Annotated in this window: 15 protein-coding genes and 2 pseudogenes; 5 read left to right on the forward strand and 12 right to left on the reverse strand. The window is 73.6% G+C overall.

Going from position 1 to position 16,462, the window contains the following annotated elements; genetic code table 11:
• Positions 1 to 13 precede the first annotated feature (13 nt).
• From D7M15_RS13740 to D7M15_RS13760, 5 genes and pseudogenes are all read right to left on the reverse strand, one after another.
• Positions 14 to 277: pseudogene (locus tag D7M15_RS13740) on the reverse strand (winged helix-turn-helix domain-containing protein); the annotation flags it as partial.
• Between the two features lie 150 nt (positions 278 to 427).
• Positions 428 to 1,381, reverse strand: a complete 954-nt coding sequence (locus D7M15_RS13745; protein ID WP_121517774.1) for a TauD/TfdA family dioxygenase — start codon at positions 1,379 to 1,381, stop codon at positions 428 to 430.
• Positions 1,382 to 1,473: 92 nt separating this feature from the next.
• Positions 1,474 to 2,517: an ABC transporter permease gene (locus D7M15_RS13750; protein ID WP_121517775.1), complete on the reverse strand. Its 1,044-nt coding sequence runs from the start codon at positions 2,515 to 2,517 to the stop codon at positions 1,474 to 1,476.
• Positions 2,514 to 3,320 carry an ABC transporter ATP-binding protein gene (locus D7M15_RS13755; protein ID WP_121520753.1) on the reverse strand — a complete coding sequence of 269 codons (807 nt, stop codon included), beginning with the start codon at positions 3,318 to 3,320 and terminating at the stop codon, positions 2,514 to 2,516. Before D7M15_RS13755 ends, D7M15_RS13750 begins: the two co-directional genes overlap by 4 nt.
• Positions 3,321 to 3,439: 119 nt before the next feature.
• Positions 3,440 to 4,633 carry an ABC transporter substrate-binding protein gene (locus tag D7M15_RS13760; RefSeq protein ID WP_121517776.1) on the reverse strand — a complete coding sequence of 398 codons (1,194 nt, stop codon included), beginning with the start codon at positions 4,631 to 4,633 and terminating at the stop codon, positions 3,440 to 3,442.
• Between the two features lie 1,008 nt (positions 4,634 to 5,641).
• Here D7M15_RS13760 and D7M15_RS13770 point away from each other — a divergent pair.
• Positions 5,642 to 6,058 carry an ATP-binding protein gene (locus D7M15_RS13770; protein ID WP_121520755.1) on the forward strand — a complete coding sequence of 139 codons (417 nt, stop codon included), beginning with the start codon at positions 5,642 to 5,644 and terminating at the stop codon, positions 6,056 to 6,058.
• Between the two features lie 162 nt (positions 6,059 to 6,220).
• Here the strand turns inward: D7M15_RS13770 and D7M15_RS13775 are convergent, their stop codons facing one another.
• The 5 genes from D7M15_RS13775 to D7M15_RS13795 all read right to left on the reverse strand — a co-directional run bounded on the left by D7M15_RS13775 (position 6,221) and on the right by D7M15_RS13795 (position 10,246).
• Positions 6,221 to 7,414, reverse strand: coding sequence for a YihY/virulence factor BrkB family protein (locus D7M15_RS13775; RefSeq protein ID WP_240649301.1), 1,194 nt, complete (start codon positions 7,412 to 7,414; stop codon positions 6,221 to 6,223).
• Positions 7,404 to 7,997, reverse strand: coding sequence for a hypothetical protein (locus D7M15_RS13780; protein WP_121517778.1), 594 nt, complete (start codon positions 7,995 to 7,997; stop codon positions 7,404 to 7,406). The genes D7M15_RS13775 and D7M15_RS13780 overlap by 11 nt, the downstream gene beginning before the upstream one ends.
• A gap of 250 nt (positions 7,998 to 8,247) precedes the next feature.
• Positions 8,248 to 9,402, reverse strand: coding sequence for a DUF6286 domain-containing protein (locus D7M15_RS13785; RefSeq protein WP_121517779.1), 1,155 nt, complete (start codon positions 9,400 to 9,402; stop codon positions 8,248 to 8,250).
• Positions 9,399 to 9,581, reverse strand: coding sequence for a hypothetical protein (locus tag D7M15_RS13790; protein ID WP_121517780.1), 183 nt, complete (start codon positions 9,579 to 9,581; stop codon positions 9,399 to 9,401). The genes D7M15_RS13785 and D7M15_RS13790 overlap by 4 nt, the downstream gene beginning before the upstream one ends.
• A gap of 161 nt (positions 9,582 to 9,742) precedes the next feature.
• Complete coding sequence (locus D7M15_RS13795; protein ID WP_121517781.1) at positions 9,743 to 10,246, reverse strand: Asp23/Gls24 family envelope stress response protein; 504 nt, start codon at positions 10,244 to 10,246, stop codon at positions 9,743 to 9,745.
• A gap of 194 nt (positions 10,247 to 10,440) precedes the next feature.
• On the opposite strand from D7M15_RS13795, the gene D7M15_RS13800 reads away from it, so the two are divergent.
• Genes D7M15_RS13800 through D7M15_RS13810 form a run of 3 tightly spaced genes read left to right on the forward strand, consistent with a single transcriptional unit; the run spans position 10,441 to position 12,199 of the window.
• A complete protein-coding gene (locus D7M15_RS13800; RefSeq protein ID WP_121517782.1) occupies positions 10,441 to 10,998 on the forward strand; it encodes an RNA polymerase sigma factor in 558 nt (185 codons plus the stop codon).
• Positions 10,989 to 11,798 (forward strand): Asp23/Gls24 family envelope stress response protein, encoded by an 810-nt coding sequence (locus D7M15_RS13805; protein WP_121517783.1) that lies wholly within the window; start codon positions 10,989 to 10,991, stop codon positions 11,796 to 11,798. The genes D7M15_RS13800 and D7M15_RS13805 overlap by 10 nt, the downstream gene beginning before the upstream one ends.
• Positions 11,795 to 12,199: a hypothetical protein gene (locus D7M15_RS13810; RefSeq protein ID WP_121517784.1), complete on the forward strand. Its 405-nt coding sequence runs from the start codon at positions 11,795 to 11,797 to the stop codon at positions 12,197 to 12,199. Before D7M15_RS13805 ends, D7M15_RS13810 begins: the two co-directional genes overlap by 4 nt.
• A 93-nt stretch (positions 12,200 to 12,292) precedes the next feature.
• On the opposite strand, the pseudogene D7M15_RS13815 reads toward D7M15_RS13810, so the two are convergent.
• Both D7M15_RS13815 and D7M15_RS13820 read right to left on the reverse strand, forming a co-directional pair.
• Positions 12,293 to 13,273, reverse strand: a pseudogene (locus D7M15_RS13815) (serine hydrolase domain-containing protein); the annotation flags it as partial.
• A gap of 109 nt (positions 13,274 to 13,382) precedes the next feature.
• Positions 13,383 to 14,615 (reverse strand): serine hydrolase domain-containing protein, encoded by a 1,233-nt coding sequence (locus D7M15_RS13820; protein ID WP_121517785.1) that lies wholly within the window; start codon positions 14,613 to 14,615, stop codon positions 13,383 to 13,385.
• Positions 14,616 to 15,034: 419 nt separating this feature from the next.
• On the opposite strand from D7M15_RS13820, the gene D7M15_RS13825 reads away from it, so the two are divergent.
• Positions 15,035 to 16,435, forward strand: a complete 1,401-nt coding sequence (locus tag D7M15_RS13825) for an erythromycin esterase family protein (protein ID WP_121517786.1) — start codon at positions 15,035 to 15,037, stop codon at positions 16,433 to 16,435.
• Positions 16,436 to 16,462 lie beyond the last annotated feature (27 nt).

A 16,462-nucleotide genomic window follows, 5' to 3' on the forward strand; every position in this document is an offset into this window, starting at 1 on the left:
GGCCCGGTCCGGGTCAGCCGTGGCGGCTGCCGGGCACGTACTTGTAGCCGACCCGGCGCACGGTGATGATCCGGTCGCGGTGCGGCGCCCCCAACTTGCGGCGCAGCCGCGCGACGTGGACGTCCACGGTGCGGCCGTCACCGACGTACGTGTGGCCCCACACCGCCTCCGTCAGCAGTTCGCGCGAGTGGACCCGGTGCGGATGCGCGACGAGGTGCGCCAGCAGCTCGAACTCCAGGTAGGTGAGGTCGAGTTCCCGCCCGTCGACGGTGGCGGTGTGGCACTCGGTGTCGACGGTGATCCCCGTCCTGGGTGACAGGAGCATGAGGTGGGCGGCGGCGGACTGTGGCACGTTGCTGCTCCTTCTGCGGAGACGCGGAGTCGGCGGGGGTCCAGGCGCGCGCCCGGCCCCCGCCCGTGGGTTCGGTCAGGCGGCCCGGTCGGCCGCGGGGGTGTAGTGGCCCGCGTCGTCGCCCTCGACGACGCGGCTGCGCTCACCGTCGACGCCGACGGGCACGTCACCGGCGACGGTGACGCGGTGCAGCAGGCGCGGCAGGTCCCCGAAGTCGTCGGGCGCGTAGTGCTGCGTGATCCGGTTGTCGAAGAGGACGAGGTCGCCCGGCTCCCAGGTCCAGCGCACGATGTTCTCCGGGCGGGTCACGTACGCCTGGAGGATGCGCAGGAGGTCCCGCGACTCCCCGGACGACAGGCCCACGAGGCTCTGCGCGAACCCGCCGACGAACAGCCCCCGTTCACCGCTCTCCGGGTGGACCCGCACCACCGGGTGCGCGGTGCGGTACTTGCGGGAGACGAACTGCCTGCGGTGCGCCGCCGCCTTCTCGTTGCGCGGGGCGGCGTAGTCGTAGTCGTTCGTGTGCACGGCCGTCAGCCGGTCGGCCAACTCCCGCAACGGCTCGGGGAGGTCGCGGTAGGCGGCGGCGCTGTTGGCGATCAGGGTGTTGCCGCCGTACGGCGGGACGACGAGGGCGCGCAGGGTGCTCGCCTTCGGGGGCGTACGGACGAACGTGACGTCCGTGTGCCACTGGTTGGAGCGGATGCCCTCGTCACCGTCGACGGGCAGGATGTTCGGCTGCCCGTCCACGGAGGGGACGGTGGGGTGGGCGGTGGTCAACTCACCGAAGTACGCGGCGAAGCGGAGCTGGCCCGCGTCGTCCAGCCGCTGCCCGCGGAAGAACAGCGCCTTGTGCTCCAGCAGCGCGGCGTTGACGGCGGCGACGGTGTCCGGCGTGAGCGGCGCGGACAGGTCGAGGCCCCGGATCTCGGCGCCGATACGGCCGCCGACGCGGCGTACGTCGAGGTCGGGCGGGGTGGTGGTGGCGGTGGCGGTGGCGCTCGTGGTCGTGGTGGTCGTGGTGCTCATGCGGGGTCCCTTCGGGTGCGGTACGGGTGATGGGGGTGTCGTGCGGGTCGCGGGTACGGGTCGGGGGTACGGGTCCGGGTCGCGGTACGGGGTCAGGGGCGGCCGGTCTCCGGGCGCCAGGCGGTGAGGCGCCGTTCCACCGCGAGCAGCAGCTGGTTGAAGGCGACGCCGATGACCGAGACGGTGAGGATCGCCGCGTACATCTGCGGGATCGCGAAGTTGAACTGCGAGGAGTTGACGAGATAGCCCAGGCCCGCCTTCGCGCCGACCATCTCGGCCGCGACGAGGACGAGGATCGCGACGCCGCCGGACAGCCGGATGCCGGTGAAGACCGTCGGGAGGGACGCGGGCAGGATCACCTTGCGGAACACCTGCGGCGTGGACAGGTCCATCGACCGCGCCAGCCGGAGCAGCGTCGGGTCGACCGTACGGACGGCGCTGACCGTGTTCAGCAGGATCGGCCAGGCGCACGCGTACAGCACGATCGCGATCTTCGACGTCTCCCCGATGCCCAGCAGCAGCACGAAGACCGGCAGCAGGGCGAGCGCGGCGGTGTTGCGGAAGACCTCCAGCAGCGGCGTGAGCGCGTCGGCCAACCGCCGGTACCAGCCGATAAGCAGCCCCAGCGGCACCGCGACCAGCACGGCCAGCCCGAAGCCCGTACCGGAACGGGTGAGGCTCGCCCGGGTGTGCTCGCCCAGCTCGCCGCTGCGGAACAGCCCCCACCACGCGTCCACCACCTGGTGCAGCGGCGGCAGGAACGTGGGGTCGACCAGCCCGGCGCGCGGCGCGACCTCCCAGAGGGCGAGCAGCAGGAGCACCGCGCCCGTACGGGTCAGCAGGCCGAGCAGCAGCCGCCCCGCGCCGCGTACGAGGCGGGCCAGCGGGGCCCGTACGCCGCCGCGCGCCAGCGCGCCGGTCAGCTCCGCGAGCAGCGCCCGGAGGGTGAGGGCCCGCAGCACCGGCCCGGAAGGGCGGCCCTCACGGCCGACCGCCGCGGCACCGGCCGCGTCGACGGCGGCGAGGCGGGCGCGGGTGACGTCCGGGGCGGTGCCCGGGTCCGGGTTGGTGTCCGGGTCCGGGGCGGTGCCCGGGTCCGTGCTCGTTTCCGTGCTCGTTTCCGTGCTGACGCTCATGGCGCGATCGCCTCCTTCTCCTGCTGCTGGGCGCGGGTGACCTCGTCGCGCAGGAGGTCCCAGACGCGGTGCCGGTACGCGGCGAACTCGGGGCTGGAACGCAGGTCGGCGACGCGCGTACGGTCCTCCAGGTCGATCCGTACGACCTCCTTCACCCGGCCGGGGCGCGACGTGAGCACCGCGACGCGCTGCCCCAGGCAGACCGCCTCGTCGATGCCGTGGGTGATGAACACGACGGTCTTGCCGGTCCGTTCCCAGATCCGCAGCAGCTCGTCCTGGAGGGACTCGCGGGTCTGCGCGTCGAGCGCGGCGAACGGCTCGTCCATCAGCAGCACGTCCGGGTCGTACGCGAGGCTGCGCGCGATCGCGACCCGCTGCCGCATCCCGCCGGACAGCTCCTGCGGGTGCCGGTCCTCGAAACCGGACAGGCCGACGAGCGCCAGGAACTCACGGGCGCGGTCGGCCCGTTCACGCCGGGGGACGCCGGTGGCCTCCAGCCCGAACGTCACGTTGCCGAGCGCCGTACGCCACGGCAGCAGCGCGTACTGCTGGAAGACGATGCCCCGGTCCAGACCCGGTCCGGTCAGTGGCTCGCCGTCCAGCAGGATGTTGCCGTCGGTCGGCTCGGCCAGGCCGCCGAGCAGGTCGAGCAGCGTGGACTTGCCGCAGCCGCTGGGGCCGACGAGGACGGTGAACTCGCCCGGCGCCACGTCGAGGGTGAAGGAGTCCAGCGCCACGGCGGGCGCGTTACCGCCGCGCGCGGGGAAGGTCTTGCCGACGGAGCGGAAGCTGATCTTCGGCACGGTGACCGCCTGCCGCGGGCCGCGGGCGGTGCGCGCGTGCTCCCGGGCCGGCTCGGACTGCGCGGCGTGCTCGTGTGTCGTGGCGCGCTCGCGTGGGGCGGCGTGCTCGTGCGGTGCCGTCACCGTTCCGCCCTCCCCGTACGGGACGAGCGCGCGCGGCGGTAGCCGTTGAACTCGTTCGTGTAGATGCCGGCGACCCGTACGGCGTCGCGTTCGATCTCCCCACGGTCCGCCAACCAGTCCGCCCAGAAGGCCAGTTCCTTCTCCGCGATGCGCCCGCCGGGGCCCGCGACGCCGTACGAACGCCAGTAGCGCAGCGGCTCGGCCTGCTCGTTCCGCTTCCGGCGGGCGACGATCGCGGTCATGCGGTCGACGACCTCCGCGCGCGGGGTGGCCCGCGACCACTCGACGGCGCGGGCGACACCGGTGACGAAGGACGCGGCGGTGTCGGGGTTGCGCTCCAGGAAGCGGTCCGCGATCACGTACGTGCCCGCGCTGAACGCGCCGAGGAGCCGGTAGTCGTTGAACAGCTCGCGCAGTCCCCCGCGTTCGCGGGCCTTGTCGCGCAGTACGCCGCTCAGCGACGCCACCCCGATACGGCCCTGGCGGAGCGCCTGCTCGGTGCTCACCGGCGGTACGACGAGCGCCTGGACGTCGTCGGCCTCGTCGGACGACAGGCCGTGCTTGCGGAGGTAGAGGTCGAGGACGGCCTCGGCGTGGCCGCCGAGGGTGTTCACGCCGACCTTCTCGCCGCGCAGGTCGCGGGCCGTGCGGAGGTCGCCGTCGGCGGCGGCGAAGAAGGAGTTGTACGACAGCGCGTCCGTGCCGTAGTAGCTGACGACGGCGGTGACGGGGGCGCCGCTCGCGGCGAGCTTGACCACGGCGCCGTTGAAGGCGCCGCCCACGTCGATCTCGCCGGTGGCGGCGGTCTGGATGTCCTGCGGGCCGCTGATGGTGTTGCCGACCCACTCCAGCTTCACACCGTCCAGGTAGCCGAGGTCGGCGGCGAGTTCGGGCGGGGTGACCTGCCCGCCCCAGCCCTGGTAGCGGACGGTGTCGGTCCGCCGGTCGCCACCGACGGCCCGGCCGCAGCCCGCCGCGAGCGCGGCCGCGCCGGTGAGCGCGAGGAACGAGCGCCGGGCGGGCCGGAACGGGCGCCGCACCGGACCGGCCGCCCGGCGGGAGTACGACTGGTGGGGTGGTGACTGACGGGGGTGTGGCTGTTGGGAGGACTGCTGGCGGAGGGACGGCTGGTGGGAGTACGGGTCGGGACCGGGGCGCGGGTACGGGGACAGTGCGGGCGGGGCGGTCATGCACGGCTCCACGGTGGGAAGAATTCTGCGACAGGGCAGACGAAAGGGCAGGGGAGGGCCCGGTGACGGGTCCGCGGAATTCCACGGAAAGGGACTTACGCGCACGGGAATTGCCCGCGCGGAATCACACGGGGGCGCGTACGACCTCAATTCCGGGAAGGAAGAGGAAAGGTCCCGGCAGCGGGGTGTACGACGCGACGGCGGAACTCAGTCGCCGTCAGCGCCGCCCCACGGCGTCCCCGGCCACGTGCCCGGCGGGCACCGTCCGCTCAACGAGCCCGTGGAACGGGGCCCTTGGCGGAACGGCGGCACGTACCGTACGGCGGCGTACTACAGGGCGTACGACCGCACGGTGCGGTGCGGTGCGGGTGCCGGGGAGCGGCGGAGAGGGGCGGCGGGGGAACCGGCCGGGTGTGGAGCAGGGTTCAGCGGCCAGCGGCACAGATGGCGCTGGCGTGACGTCGCAGATCGACGTGCAGACGCGATACGAGAACCTCGGCTTGACTCACAGGAGTGAGCATGCCAGCAGTCGCGCGCGGCCGTCAATGAATCGTGCCGTACATCTCGCCATGCGGGACCCGGATTTCCACCCGCACCTATTCCGGCGCTTTCCCGTCTCCTTGTCGGAGCCCCTATCGGAGCCCCTCCGTGGGCCCTCTCGAAGCCCCCATGCGGCTTTCGCTCCCCTGCGGTTCCGGCACCTGCACCGGCACCGGCACCGGAGGCCGCTCGCGGGAGTGGACGCGGCAACCCGCCCCGCCCGTACGGGTGTCGGCGGCGGCGCTCGCGGGCGCACAGCCGTGGCGGGCGGTCGCACCGTACGCCGGGGTACGCGGTCCGACGCGCGGGCTACGAACGGGCGGGGAACGGGCCGGAACGGGCATGGAAAGCACAGGAAGGGTGACCCGTACCACCAAGTAGCCGGAATGAGGTTGGTCAACGCGCAAGCGGGAATGACCGGTTGCGTACACGGGGGACCGTCATACGGACGGAGGGGGAGTGGACACCATGCGCGCGAGACCTCAAGGGGTGCGGCGCTCCGCACGCGTCGAGTACGCACTGCCGCGGCAGGACGTGTCGGCCAGTTGGGCACGGCGGCTCACCGCCGGTTTCCTGGCCGGTTCGCGGACGCCGCCGGAGGCGGCGCTGCGGACGGACGAGGCCACCCTGATCGTGTCGGAGCTGGTCACGAACGCCACGCGGCACGGCCGGAGCCGCTGCCGACTGCGGCTGAGCACGGTGGCGGGGACGATCACCATAGAGGTCTACGACGACGGTCCGGGCCGTCCCACGGCGCTCGCCGCGAACGCCGACTGGGAGGGCGGCCGGGGCATCGCCCTCGTGCGCCACCTCAGCCGACACCTGGACATCACCTCGCACGCCACCGGCGGCAAGACCGTACGGGCGGTCCTCGCCGCGGCGTGACCGCGCTGGGCACGCGTCCCCCGCGACGGCGTGCCCGAACGGGCGGGGCCCGGGGCCCGTTTCGGCCCCGGCGCCACCAAGCCCCTTCGTCCCCGGGCCCGTTCACGCCGGTCCCGGTTACCGCACCGCCGCCCTGCACATGCGGCCCAGCGGCTCAGCGGCTCAGCGGCTACGGAGCCGACGCAGTTCGGCATTGAACTGGGCCCCGGTGAGCAGCGCCAGGTTCGACATCCACAGCCACACCAAGAACACCACGAACCCGGCGAGCGGCCCGTACAACCGGTGGTACGTGCCCGCGTGCGAAGCGTAGAGCGCGAACCCGAACGACGTGAGCAGCCACAACAGCACCGCCACCACACCGCCGGGCAACCCTTCCCGTACGCCCCTCGCCTCGGTGGGGCCGGAGCGGAACAGGACGAGCACCAGCATCGCGACCAGCACCAACAGCAGCGGCCAGCGCAGCACTTGCCACGCCTGTACGGCCTCGTCACCCCAGCCGAGCAGCCGTCCGACCGTCCGCGCGACCTCCTTGCTGAGCATCAGCGCGAGAGCGCTGCTGACCAGCAGGCCGAGCAGCACGAGCGCGGTGAGCAGGATCATCGGCACCCTGCTCAGCGCGGGGCGGCGGTCGCGGATCCCGTGCATGGCGTGCAACGCCCGCCGGAACACGCTGAGATAGCTCGTCGCGGACCACAGCGCCCCGGCGGTCCCGATGCTCGCGAGCAGCCAGGCGGCGGATCGCTGTGCGGCCATGTCCTCCAGCGCGGACCGCATCAGCTCGCGCGAGTCCGCGGGCAGCAGCGTGGTCAGCGCGCTGATCAGGTCCTCCGTCGCGGACTTGCCCGCGATGCCGATGACGGAGACCACGACGAGGAGCGTCGGGAAGATGGCCAGCACCGAGTAGTAGGTGAGGGCGGCGGCCCGGTCGGTGACGTCGTCGTCGTTCCACACCGACAGGGGCGCGCGGCGCAGCGCGACGCCGTACTCCCCCGTGCGCCCGTGCTTCAGCGGCGCCGCCACGCGGCGGCCCATCTCACCCGGGGACCGGGACCTCCCGGCGTTCCCGGCGCGCCGCGCACCGTGCGCCTCGTCCATGTCCGGGTCGACGTACGCGTCCAGGGCCGGGTCCGACTCCGGGTCCGGGGCTGTGTTCGCGGCCACGTCCGGGCTCGCGCTCGCGCCAGGGTCCGGACTCGCGCCCACGGCCACGCCCGGGTCCCTGCCCTCGCCCGCACCCGCGTTTGCGTCCGGACCTCCGTCCATCGCCGCATCGGCCTCGTAGGGTGTGCCGCCCCGCGCGCCGGTCGCGCCGGGCGCCGTGTCGGTGGCCGCACCGAGCGTGCCGTCACCGGACACGTCGGTTCCTCTCCCCCGCGACGCGCAGTCGCACCGTGTGGGTGATGTCGCCGTGCGCCCCGGCGGTCGTGCCGAGCCCGGCGAGCGGCCCCGCGGCGAGCCGGGACAGCACGGGCGCGGAAGCGCTGTCCGGCTCCAGCACGGCGACAACGCGGGCGTACACGCGACCGCGTCTGCGGCCCAGCCTCACGCGCGCGTCGCGCACCCCCGGCAGTGCCTCCGCGTCGGCAGCCGCCGCCCGCGCGAGTGCGCGGGCACGCAGCCGCGCGGCGGGCCGCAGCGGCAGTGCGCGCGGCTGGCTGCGGGCGCGCTGGGCGGCGAACCACCACAGCGCCAGCAGCAGTACGGCCGCCGCACCGACGATCAGCGCGGCCGTCCACCAGCCCTGGTCGCGCAGTTCGTCCAGGCGGTCGCGGTCGAGCAGGACGCCGTCCCGCTCCGGCCACCAGGACGGGAGCGCCGGAACCCACGAGGGCAGCCCGCCCTCCCGGTGCTCGCGCGCACCCAGCCCGGCAGCCGCGAGCAGCCCGCCGCCGCCGAGCGCCAGCGCGCCGACGAGGGCGAGCAGCACCCTGTTCACCATCCCGCGCGCACTCCGCGCGTCTCGCGCGTCCCGTACTCTCCGCACGCTCCGCAGCCTTCCGTCCGTCTCTCCGTCGGGGTGGTCCGGCCTTCGCCAGGGTGGCCCCGATCTTTCCGCGCTCTATCCGCGCTCTCTCTGCCGGGTGCTGCCGGTCACCGAACGCACTCACCGCTCTCCGTCACCGCGCATCACCGCATCAAGCAACCGCACCCGGTGACCGCGTCCAGCGCTCGAACGCCGTCACCGGCCGTCACGCGGGGGGCGTCGCCGCGGGCTCCACCGGGGGGACCACCGGTGGAGCCTCCCGGCCACCGACACCGTCGCCGCCGCCGAGTCCGCCGCCGGGGTCCTCCGGTGGGGGCGGAGGATGCCACAGCGCGTCCGGTACGGCCCGCACGACCACGGTGGGCGTCCGCACCAGGCCGAGGTGCGCGCACCGTGCCCGCGCCGCCTCCACGACGGCCGCCTCCGCCTCGTCCAGGTCACCGAAGCGCACCGCGGCCCGTACGACTGCTTTGCGGCGGCCGACCTTGACGCGTGCCGAGGAGACGGCGGAGGCGGTCATGGCCGCGTCCCGCAGCAGCCGTGCGGCGGCCCGCCGGTCCAGTACGGCGCGCACCCCGGCGGCCGGTGACACCATGCGCAACCGGCCACGGGCGCCCGGGGTCAGGGCCAGGACCAGTAGCCAGAAGCCGAGGAGGGCGAGCGCGGCGGCGGCGCCGATCACCCATGCCTCGTACAGGTGCGTCCGCGCCAGCCGGTCCGCCGTGCGTCCCGACCATCCGGCGAGCGGGGAACGGTCCACCGCCCCGGCCACCTCGTGGAACAGCAACAGCCCGGCCGCCGCCGCGACCGGCACGGCGAGCGCCGTCGCCGGGGTGCGCCGTGCCGACCAGGGTCGGCGGCGGGTCCGTCGCGGGAGCCGCCCGTCGCCACGCTCCGGCGGCGGGGGCAGTGGGGGCGGCGGCTCCACGGACGGCGCGGGGGACGCCGTCCGGGAGCCGCCGTGGACGGGCTCCAGGGAGCCCACCAGGACCTCGACCGAGCCCACCGCCAGCCCTGTCAGCGCACCCGATCGCTCGGTGACATACGCCTGGACGCCCGCGCAGACATCGGCCGCGTCCACGGGGTGGGGGAGCCCGATGTCGAGGGAGATGCGCGCGGAGCCGTGCCGTACGGCGCCGGTGCCCTTCGCCGCGCCCGCCAGCCCGCGGGCGGCGAGGGCCTCACCCGCGGCGCGTCCGGCGATACGGCTCAGGGCCCGATCGGTGACGGTCGTCGCCCCCCGGTCGGCCGCGGCCGTCCGCTCCGTGCCCGGCACTCCGGGCACGGGTCCCGGGGCAAGCCCCGGGTCCGGGACGGCTTCGGCGTACGCGGTGCCCGACGCGTCCGCGGCTCCGCTCACCGCCTCCGCGCTCCTTCACCCAGGAACTGGCTCAACTCCACGTCGCCCTCGATGATCCGGCCGACCACGAACCCGACCGCTCCGAGCGCGGCCACCAGCAGGAACGCCCCGAAGCCGCCGAACCAACCGGCGAAGCCGAGCGCCATCCCCACCAGCAGTCCCGAACCAGCTCTGCTCATCGTCGTTTCCCCTCACCCTCCGCCGTCTGTGACACCTGCGACGTCTGCCGTACGCGTCCTCGCGCCCGGACGCGTACCCGTCTCCGTACGTCCGCCCCGCGACCGTACGTCCGTCCGCGCGCGTCCCTGGGAATGTGCCGGGACGCGGCGCGTACGCGAGGTCACTCGACCCGGTGGTCCGTGCTCTCCTCGTCCTCGGGCAAGTGCACGTCGTCGATGGTGACGTTGACCTCGACGACCTCCAGGCCCGTCATGCGCTCGACGGCCTGGATGACGTTCTCCCGGACGTCCCGCGCGACGTCCGTGATCGGCACGCCGTACTCCACCACGAGGTCGAGGTCGAGGGCCGTCTGCCGCTCTCCGACCTCGACCTTCACGCCCCGGCCGACGTTGGGACGGCCGCCCGGCACCCGCTCGCGCACCGCGCCGAGCGTGCGGGACAGGCCGCCGCCCATGTCGAAGACGCCCGGGACCTCGCGCGCCGCCATGCCCGCGATCTTCACGACCACGACGTCCGCGATGGTCGTCCGGCCGCGCGTCGCCGCGGGCTCCTCGGGACCGGTGGCACCCGCGCGGACGGTGGCGCCCTCACCGGACGCGGCCGACTTCGTGCCCTGCGGGCTCGCGACGCCGGAGGAGCTGGGGGAAGCTGTGCTGGTCGCCATGGGACGACTCCTTCGCCTTCTCGTAGGTGCTGACACTGCGTTCGACACGGCTCACGGACGTTCGTCACGCGAGATCGCGATTTTCTTTTTCCGGATTTCTCCGCCCTGTCCGCGTGACGATGTCCGCCGCCGGTGTGTCGAACCGGGAAACCGGGAGACGCAAGGAAGGGAGACGGTGCGTGAGGGAGGACCACATGGGCGGGCCGGCGGGGCCCGACGACGACGCACTGCTCGTCGTCCGCGCCGGTGAGGGCGACGAGGGAGCCTTCGAGGTCCTCGTACGGCGCCACGGCCCCGTCCTCCTCCAGCTGGCACACCGGCTGCTCGGCAACCGTGCCGACGCGGAGGACGCCGTGCAGGATTCCTTCGTGAGCGCGTGGCGCAGACTTCCGGAGTTCCGTGGTGAGTCGGCGTTCCTGACGTGGATGTACCGGATCGTCACCAATCGCTGCCTCAACCAGCTGCGTTCCCGGCGGCCCAGCACGGACCTGGACGCGATCGCGGAGCCGGCCGCTCCCGAGCACGAGGGCTCACCCGCGCGCGCGGCCGAGTCGGCCGTCGCGCTCGGGGAGCTGTCGCGGGCGCTGGCCCGGCTGCCACCGGACCTGCGTGCCTGCTGGGTGCTGCGAGAACTGCACGGACTGCCGTACGAGGACATCGCGTCGGTGGTCGGCATCAGTCACTCCGCCGTACGAGGGCGGATCTTCCGCGTACGGCGCTATCTGACGGAGGCGATGGGCGCATGGCGATGAACACGGACCACGGCCCGCCGGAGGAGGACGACCTCCTCCCCTGCGGTCACACGCTGCGGGAGGTGTGGGAGGCGTGGGACGACGGGCACGTACCGGATCACCCGCACATGTCGCGCTGCTCGCACTGCGCCGCGGCGCTGGACGGGCTCCAGGTGCTGGACGGCTATGTCCGTTCGGCCAGAACCGCCGAGGCGGACGAGGCGCGCGCCGCCGAGGCGGACGGCTCGGCGGCGGCGGGCGCGGACGCCGTCGCGGCGCGGGTGATGGAGATCGTGCGGCTGGAGCTGCGGCCCGGCCGGACGCTCCCCCTCGGCGCGCCCGACGAGGACGGCTGGATCGTGGAGGCCGCGGCGGCGAAGGCGTTCCGGTCGGCGGCGGAGACGCTGCCGGGCGTTCGGGCGGGCAGCTGCCGGATACTGCCCGCGGACGCGGACGGCACCGCCCGCCGGGGGCCGCTGCCGGGCGGCACGGTGCCGCGCGGGCCGGTGAGCGTACGGCTCCAGGTGACGGGTGATCTGTCGCGGCCCGTGCCGGAGTTGGCGGAGGAGGTGCGCGCGCGGATCACGGAGGCCGCGCACGACGACCTCGGCATGGACGTGCGCTCCGTCGACGTGCAGGTGATCGACGTCTTCGTGGACCTGGCCATGGACGTGAGCCTGGGCGGCAGCCTGGACGTGCACGGGGGCGGAGACCTGGACACGGGCCCTGGTACGGCTCTGGGTCTGGACGCGGGACCGGAAGCGCGCGGGTCCGGATCTCGCGGGCAGGGGCGACGCGGTGGTGGGGGGAGGCTGCGGTGACGACACGGCAGGAGACCCAGTCGCGCGTGGTCGAGGCCGCGGCCAAGGCGGCGGCGTCCACGCCGGGCGTCGCGTTCCTGCGGCCCGGTCTGGCCGACCTGCTGCGCGGTTCGACGTACGGCGCGCGCGGGGGCGGCCCTCGTACCCCCGGCGTACGTGCCCGGCACACGGACGTACCGGAGGGGTGGCACCTCCAGCTGCACCTCGCGGTGCTCCGCGGACACCAGGCGGCGGGCGTGACGCGGGCGGTGCGCACCTCCGTCGAGACGGCGGTGCACGCGGCGCTGATAGCGCTCGCGGCCGAGAGACCGGACGACGCGGCGGGCACGCACGGGGCGCGGGGCACCGCGGGGAAGGCGGCGGCGGTGTCGGTCACGGTGACGGTCACGGACATCGCGTAGGCGCGGCCCCTGCCCGGTCGGGTCCTGGCCTCGACACGACCGGCCGGGTCCCGCCCCGCGTGTGCCGTACGTCGGCCGAGGTGACGGCGGCCGTCAGGCGAGCGCCGCGCGCACCGCCGCGACCAGCGACGAGGCGCGGGGCCCTCGGCGCCGCTGACGATGTTGTCCAGCACGTAGCCGAAGCCGACGCCCTGCTCGGTGTCGGCCAGTCCGGGCGAGGCGCCGCGGCCGGAGTGTCCGAACGAGCCGGGGCCGATCATGAGGGTGGTATCGATGGGCAGCATGTAGCCGAAGGCGAACCGGTTCCGGCTGAGCAGCACCCGGTCGAGTCCGGCGGCCCGTTCCTCGACGGCTGAGGCGAGGGTGTCCGGGGTGAGGAGGCGCACCCCGTCCACTTCTCCGACCAGGACCGCGTACGTGCGGGCGACGCTGTGGGCGGTGCCGATGCCGTTGGACGCGGGCATCTCCCCGGCCTGCACCCCGGGGGTGAAGTCGATCTCCACGGGTCGGTGATCGCGAAGGCCCTGTTCATGAGGGAGTCCGGGTCACGCAACGCGGCGATCTGGCGGCGGAGTTCCTCAGGGAAGGCGCCCTCGTCCAGGGTGTCCGGGTCGATGTCGGGCCGCCAGTACGCGAGGCGGCTGACGCGGTGGCGCGCGCTCTCCGGCAGGCCGATGTGGAAGTCCAGACCGAGGGGCGCGGCGATCTCGTCGGCGACGAAGCGTCCCGGCGTTCGGCCCGTGACCCGCCGGACGACTTCACCGACCAGCCAGCTCCACGTACGGCCGTGGTAGCCGTGCGCCGTGCCCGGTGTCCGCTGGGGGCGCTGCGCGGCGAGGGCCGCCGCCCTCGGGTGCCAGGCCAACGTCCGGGCCAGCGGCACCGGTTGGCCCGGTGCCACCGGCCCGGCCCGGCCTGGTGCGAGAGGAGCCGTCGGACGGCGATGTCGGCTTTGCCTTAGGCGGCGGACTCGGGCCAGTACGCGGCGACGGGGGCGTCCAGGTCGAGTTCGCCGCGTCGGGCGAGGAGGTGCGCGGCGGTGGCGGTCACACCCTCGGTCACGGAGTAGACCAGCGCGGCTCCGAGGACAGGACCGGCCCGGCACTGGTCGTACCGGCCACGGCCTGGACCGCCCTCACGGCGCGCCTCCGGCACCCGTAACTCGCCCCGGACGGCCGTACGTTCACCCGCAGAGCGCGTCGTCGACCAGCCTGTTGGCGGCTTCCTGCGTGGCCGAGCCCTTCGAGCCGTCGCCGGTCGCGTTCACGGTCACCGCGCGGCGGCCGTCCTCGCTGACGCCGTTCCGGGTGGTGTAGCCGGCTATGTCGCCGCCGTGGCTGTAGTAGGAGCCGCCGCAGGTCAACGGGACCTCCATCAGGCCGAGTCCGTAGCGCAGGCCGGGCCAGGCGGGATCCAGTTCCGGGGCCCGTACGGTCGCCTTCATCTCCGCCAGCTCGGCGGGGCGCAGCAGTCGGCCGCCGAGGAGCGCCTGGTAGAAGCGGCTCAGGTCGGCCGTCGTACTGATCATGGCTCCCGCCGCGCCCGCCACGCTGGGGTTGATCTCCGTGACGTCGATCGGCGCCTTGTCGTCGCCGAAGGCGGAGTAGCCGCGCAGATGGCGGCCGGGCAGCCGGGGGTCCGTCGTCGGGGCGACGGTGTCGCGCAGTTTCAGCGGACGGATGACGCGCGCCGTGACCTCACGCTGCCAGCTGTGCCCGGTGATCTTCTCGATGATCATCCCGGCGAGCGTGTAGTTGGTGTTGGAGTAGCTCCACCCGTCGCCGGGTTCGAAGTTCGGGGCGTGCTTCGTCGCGACGGCGACCAGCTGCTCCGGGGACCAGGTCGTACGGCGACCGTCCAGGTAGCCGTCCCTGGTCGTCAGCACGGGTAGGTCCGCCGTGTAGTCGTACAGCCCGCTGGTGTGCTGGAGCAGCTGCCGTACGGTGATCCCGCCGCCGTCGTTGCCGTTGCCGGAGACGACACCGGGCAGCCGGTGTTCGACGGTGTCGTCGAGCGACAGGCGTCCCTCGCCCACGAGTTGGAGCACCACGGTGGAGACGAACGTCTTGGTGGTGCTCGCGACGCGGAACGAGTCACCGGGGCGTACGGGGTCGCCCGTGGCCTGGTCGGCCACCCCGGCGGTGGCGTGACGGGGGCCGTGCGGGCCGGTCGTCCGCGCCACCACACCGACGGTTCCGGTCCCCAGGAGCGCGTCCACGTGCGCCTGCAACGCCTTGTCGTGTCGCGTGCCGTGGCCCTTGCCGGGTCCCGGGCCGTTCGCCTCGGTGTGCGGCGGCGTGGTCGCGGTGTCGATCGCGCCCGCCGCGGGCAGCGCCAGACTGATGCCCGCCAGCGCGGTCACGAGCGTCGTGACGACCCTGCGGGAGGTCACTCGGGAGGTGCGGTGGGTCTTCATCTGACGTGGGCTCCCCAGGTGTGGGCTCAGTGTGTGGTCGCGGTGCGTCGTGCCGGTCGAGTCGCTGTCGCGGCGTCCACCTCACGCTAGGAATTCCGGCCGGAGCAGGCGATCACGCAGCCGGGCCACCCGGCGGGGGTGGTCGCCCCCGGTCGGTGGTAGCGCCTGCGGTACGGCGGCGGCCGCGACCTGCGGCCGGGGCACCGGCAGCGGCGGTGACCCGTACAACGGCCGCCGGGCACAAGGCGGTTCGGGCGGGCTGGCGTCCGGGGCGACGTCGCGGGTGGAAGGACCGAGCGCCCCCACGGCAGGCCGCGCGCACGGGGGACACCGGGGCCCCGGCGGTAGTGCCTGCGGTACCCCGAGGTGGCCAGCGCACGGGGTCGAGACGCCCACCACGCGCAGGCGAATCTATGGCCATGACGCGACGCAAGGCAGTGATCATCCCTTCAGTCCTCCTCTCCCTCGGCGCCGTGGCACTGGCGACCCCGGCCGTCGGCGACGCCCTGGACACGTCACCGAGGACTTCCGCGAGCCACTCCGGAACGTCAACTCCGGGGCAGCGCACGGACGATGTGGTCGACGCCATCGAACGCCACGCCCACCCGCTGCGGACCACCGACCCCGGTGGCAGCCTGCGGGACCTGGCCGCGCTGGACCGCATGGTCAAGGACGCCGAGGTGGTCGGTCTGGGCGAGGCCACCCACGGGTCGCGGGACTTCTTCCGCATGAAGCACCGGGTCTTCCGCCACCTCGTGGAGGAGAAGGGCTTCCGGACCTTCTCCCTCGAAGTCTCCTGGAGCACCGGCCTGCGGCTCAACGACTACGTACTCGACGGCGAGGGCGACCTCCGGAAGATAGCCGACGAGGAGTTCCAGGGCTCGTACCGCATCTGGAACAACCGCGACTACATCGAACTCATCGAGTGGATGCGGGACCACAACCGCCAACACCCCCTGGACAAGGTCCAGTTCATGGGCAACGACATGGGCTGGGCCGGACCGGAACTGTACGAGAAGGTGACCGACGAGGTGGCGCGCGCGTACCCGCGGCTGCTGAAGCGCGTCACCGCGCTGTACCGCGGGCTGGCGCCGACCACCGACGCCGGGACGTACGCCGCGGAGTACCCGAAGCTGCCGCTGGCCGAGCGTCAGGAGCGGGCGGAGCGGACGGGGAAGGTGTACGAGCTGCTGCGCGAGCAGCGCCCCGGCCCCGGCGCCGACCGGCGGCAGCACCTGTGGACCGTGCAGCACGCCAGGGCCATCCACCAGATGGCCAAGGGCTTCGCCCTCGACCTCACCGACGAGAAGCAGGTCACGGAGATGATGCGGATGCGCGACCAGGTGATGGCGGAGAACGTGGCCTGGTGGCACCGGCACACCGGCGACCGGACGTTGCTGTCGGCGCACAACACCCACGTGTCGTACGACTCGTTCGACGAGCGGTACCCCAAGACCCAAGGGGCCTTCCTCCGGGACACGTTGGGCCGGAAGTACGTCAGCGTCGGCTTCAGCTTCTACAAGGGGTCCTTCAAGGCGTTCGGCACCGACGACGACGTGACGCGCACCTACCGCGTGGACGCCGCCAAGCCCGGCTCCAACGAGGAGACCCTCGACAAGGTCCGCCAGGACGACTACCTCCTCGACATGCGCACCGTGCGCGGCGCCGCCCGCGACTGGCTGAACACGTCGCGCGTCACCTGGAACATCGGCGCCGGATGGCCCGACCCCGTGACGTACGAGAGTGCCCCGGGGCGGGCCCATGACGTACTGATCCACCTGAACGACGTCGAGGCGACCGAGTACCTGGGCAAGCCCTGACCGGTTGAAGTGGGGGGACGGTGGGGC

This window comes from Streptomyces sp. Z26 (assembly GCF_003665095.1).
GTDB lineage: Bacteria > Actinomycetota > Actinomycetes > Streptomycetales > Streptomycetaceae > Streptomyces > Streptomyces phytohabitans.

Coding starts and splice junctions, on each gene's coding strand:
- D7M15_RS13760 (WP_121517776.1), bottom strand. CDS start 4,633: ATGACCGCCCCGCCCGCACTGTCCCCGTACCCGCGCCCCGGTCCCGAC.
- D7M15_RS13825 (WP_121517786.1), top strand. CDS start 15,035: ATGACGCGACGCAAGGCAGTGATCATCCCTTCAGTCCTCCTCTCCCTC.
- D7M15_RS13750 (WP_121517775.1), bottom strand. CDS start 2,517: ATGAGCGTCAGCACGGAAACGAGCACGGAAACGAGCACGGACCCGGGC.
- D7M15_RS13745 (WP_121517774.1), bottom strand. CDS start 1,381: ATGAGCACCACGACCACCACGACCACGAGCGCCACCGCCACCGCCACC.
- D7M15_RS13770 (WP_121520755.1), top strand. CDS start 5,642: ATGCGCGCGAGACCTCAAGGGGTGCGGCGCTCCGCACGCGTCGAGTAC.
- D7M15_RS13780 (WP_121517778.1), bottom strand. CDS start 7,997: ATGGTGAACAGGGTGCTGCTCGCCCTCGTCGGCGCGCTGGCGCTCGGC.
- D7M15_RS13820 (WP_121517785.1), bottom strand. CDS start 14,615: ATGAAGACCCACCGCACCTCCCGAGTGACCTCCCGCAGGGTCGTCACG.
- D7M15_RS13800 (WP_121517782.1), top strand. CDS start 10,441: ATGGGCGGGCCGGCGGGGCCCGACGACGACGCACTGCTCGTCGTCCGC.
- D7M15_RS13795 (WP_121517781.1), bottom strand. CDS start 10,246: ATGGCGACCAGCACAGCTTCCCCCAGCTCCTCCGGCGTCGCGAGCCCG.
- D7M15_RS13790 (WP_121517780.1), bottom strand. CDS start 9,581: ATGAGCAGAGCTGGTTCGGGACTGCTGGTGGGGATGGCGCTCGGCTTC.
- D7M15_RS13805 (WP_121517783.1), top strand. CDS start 10,989: ATGGCGATGAACACGGACCACGGCCCGCCGGAGGAGGACGACCTCCTC.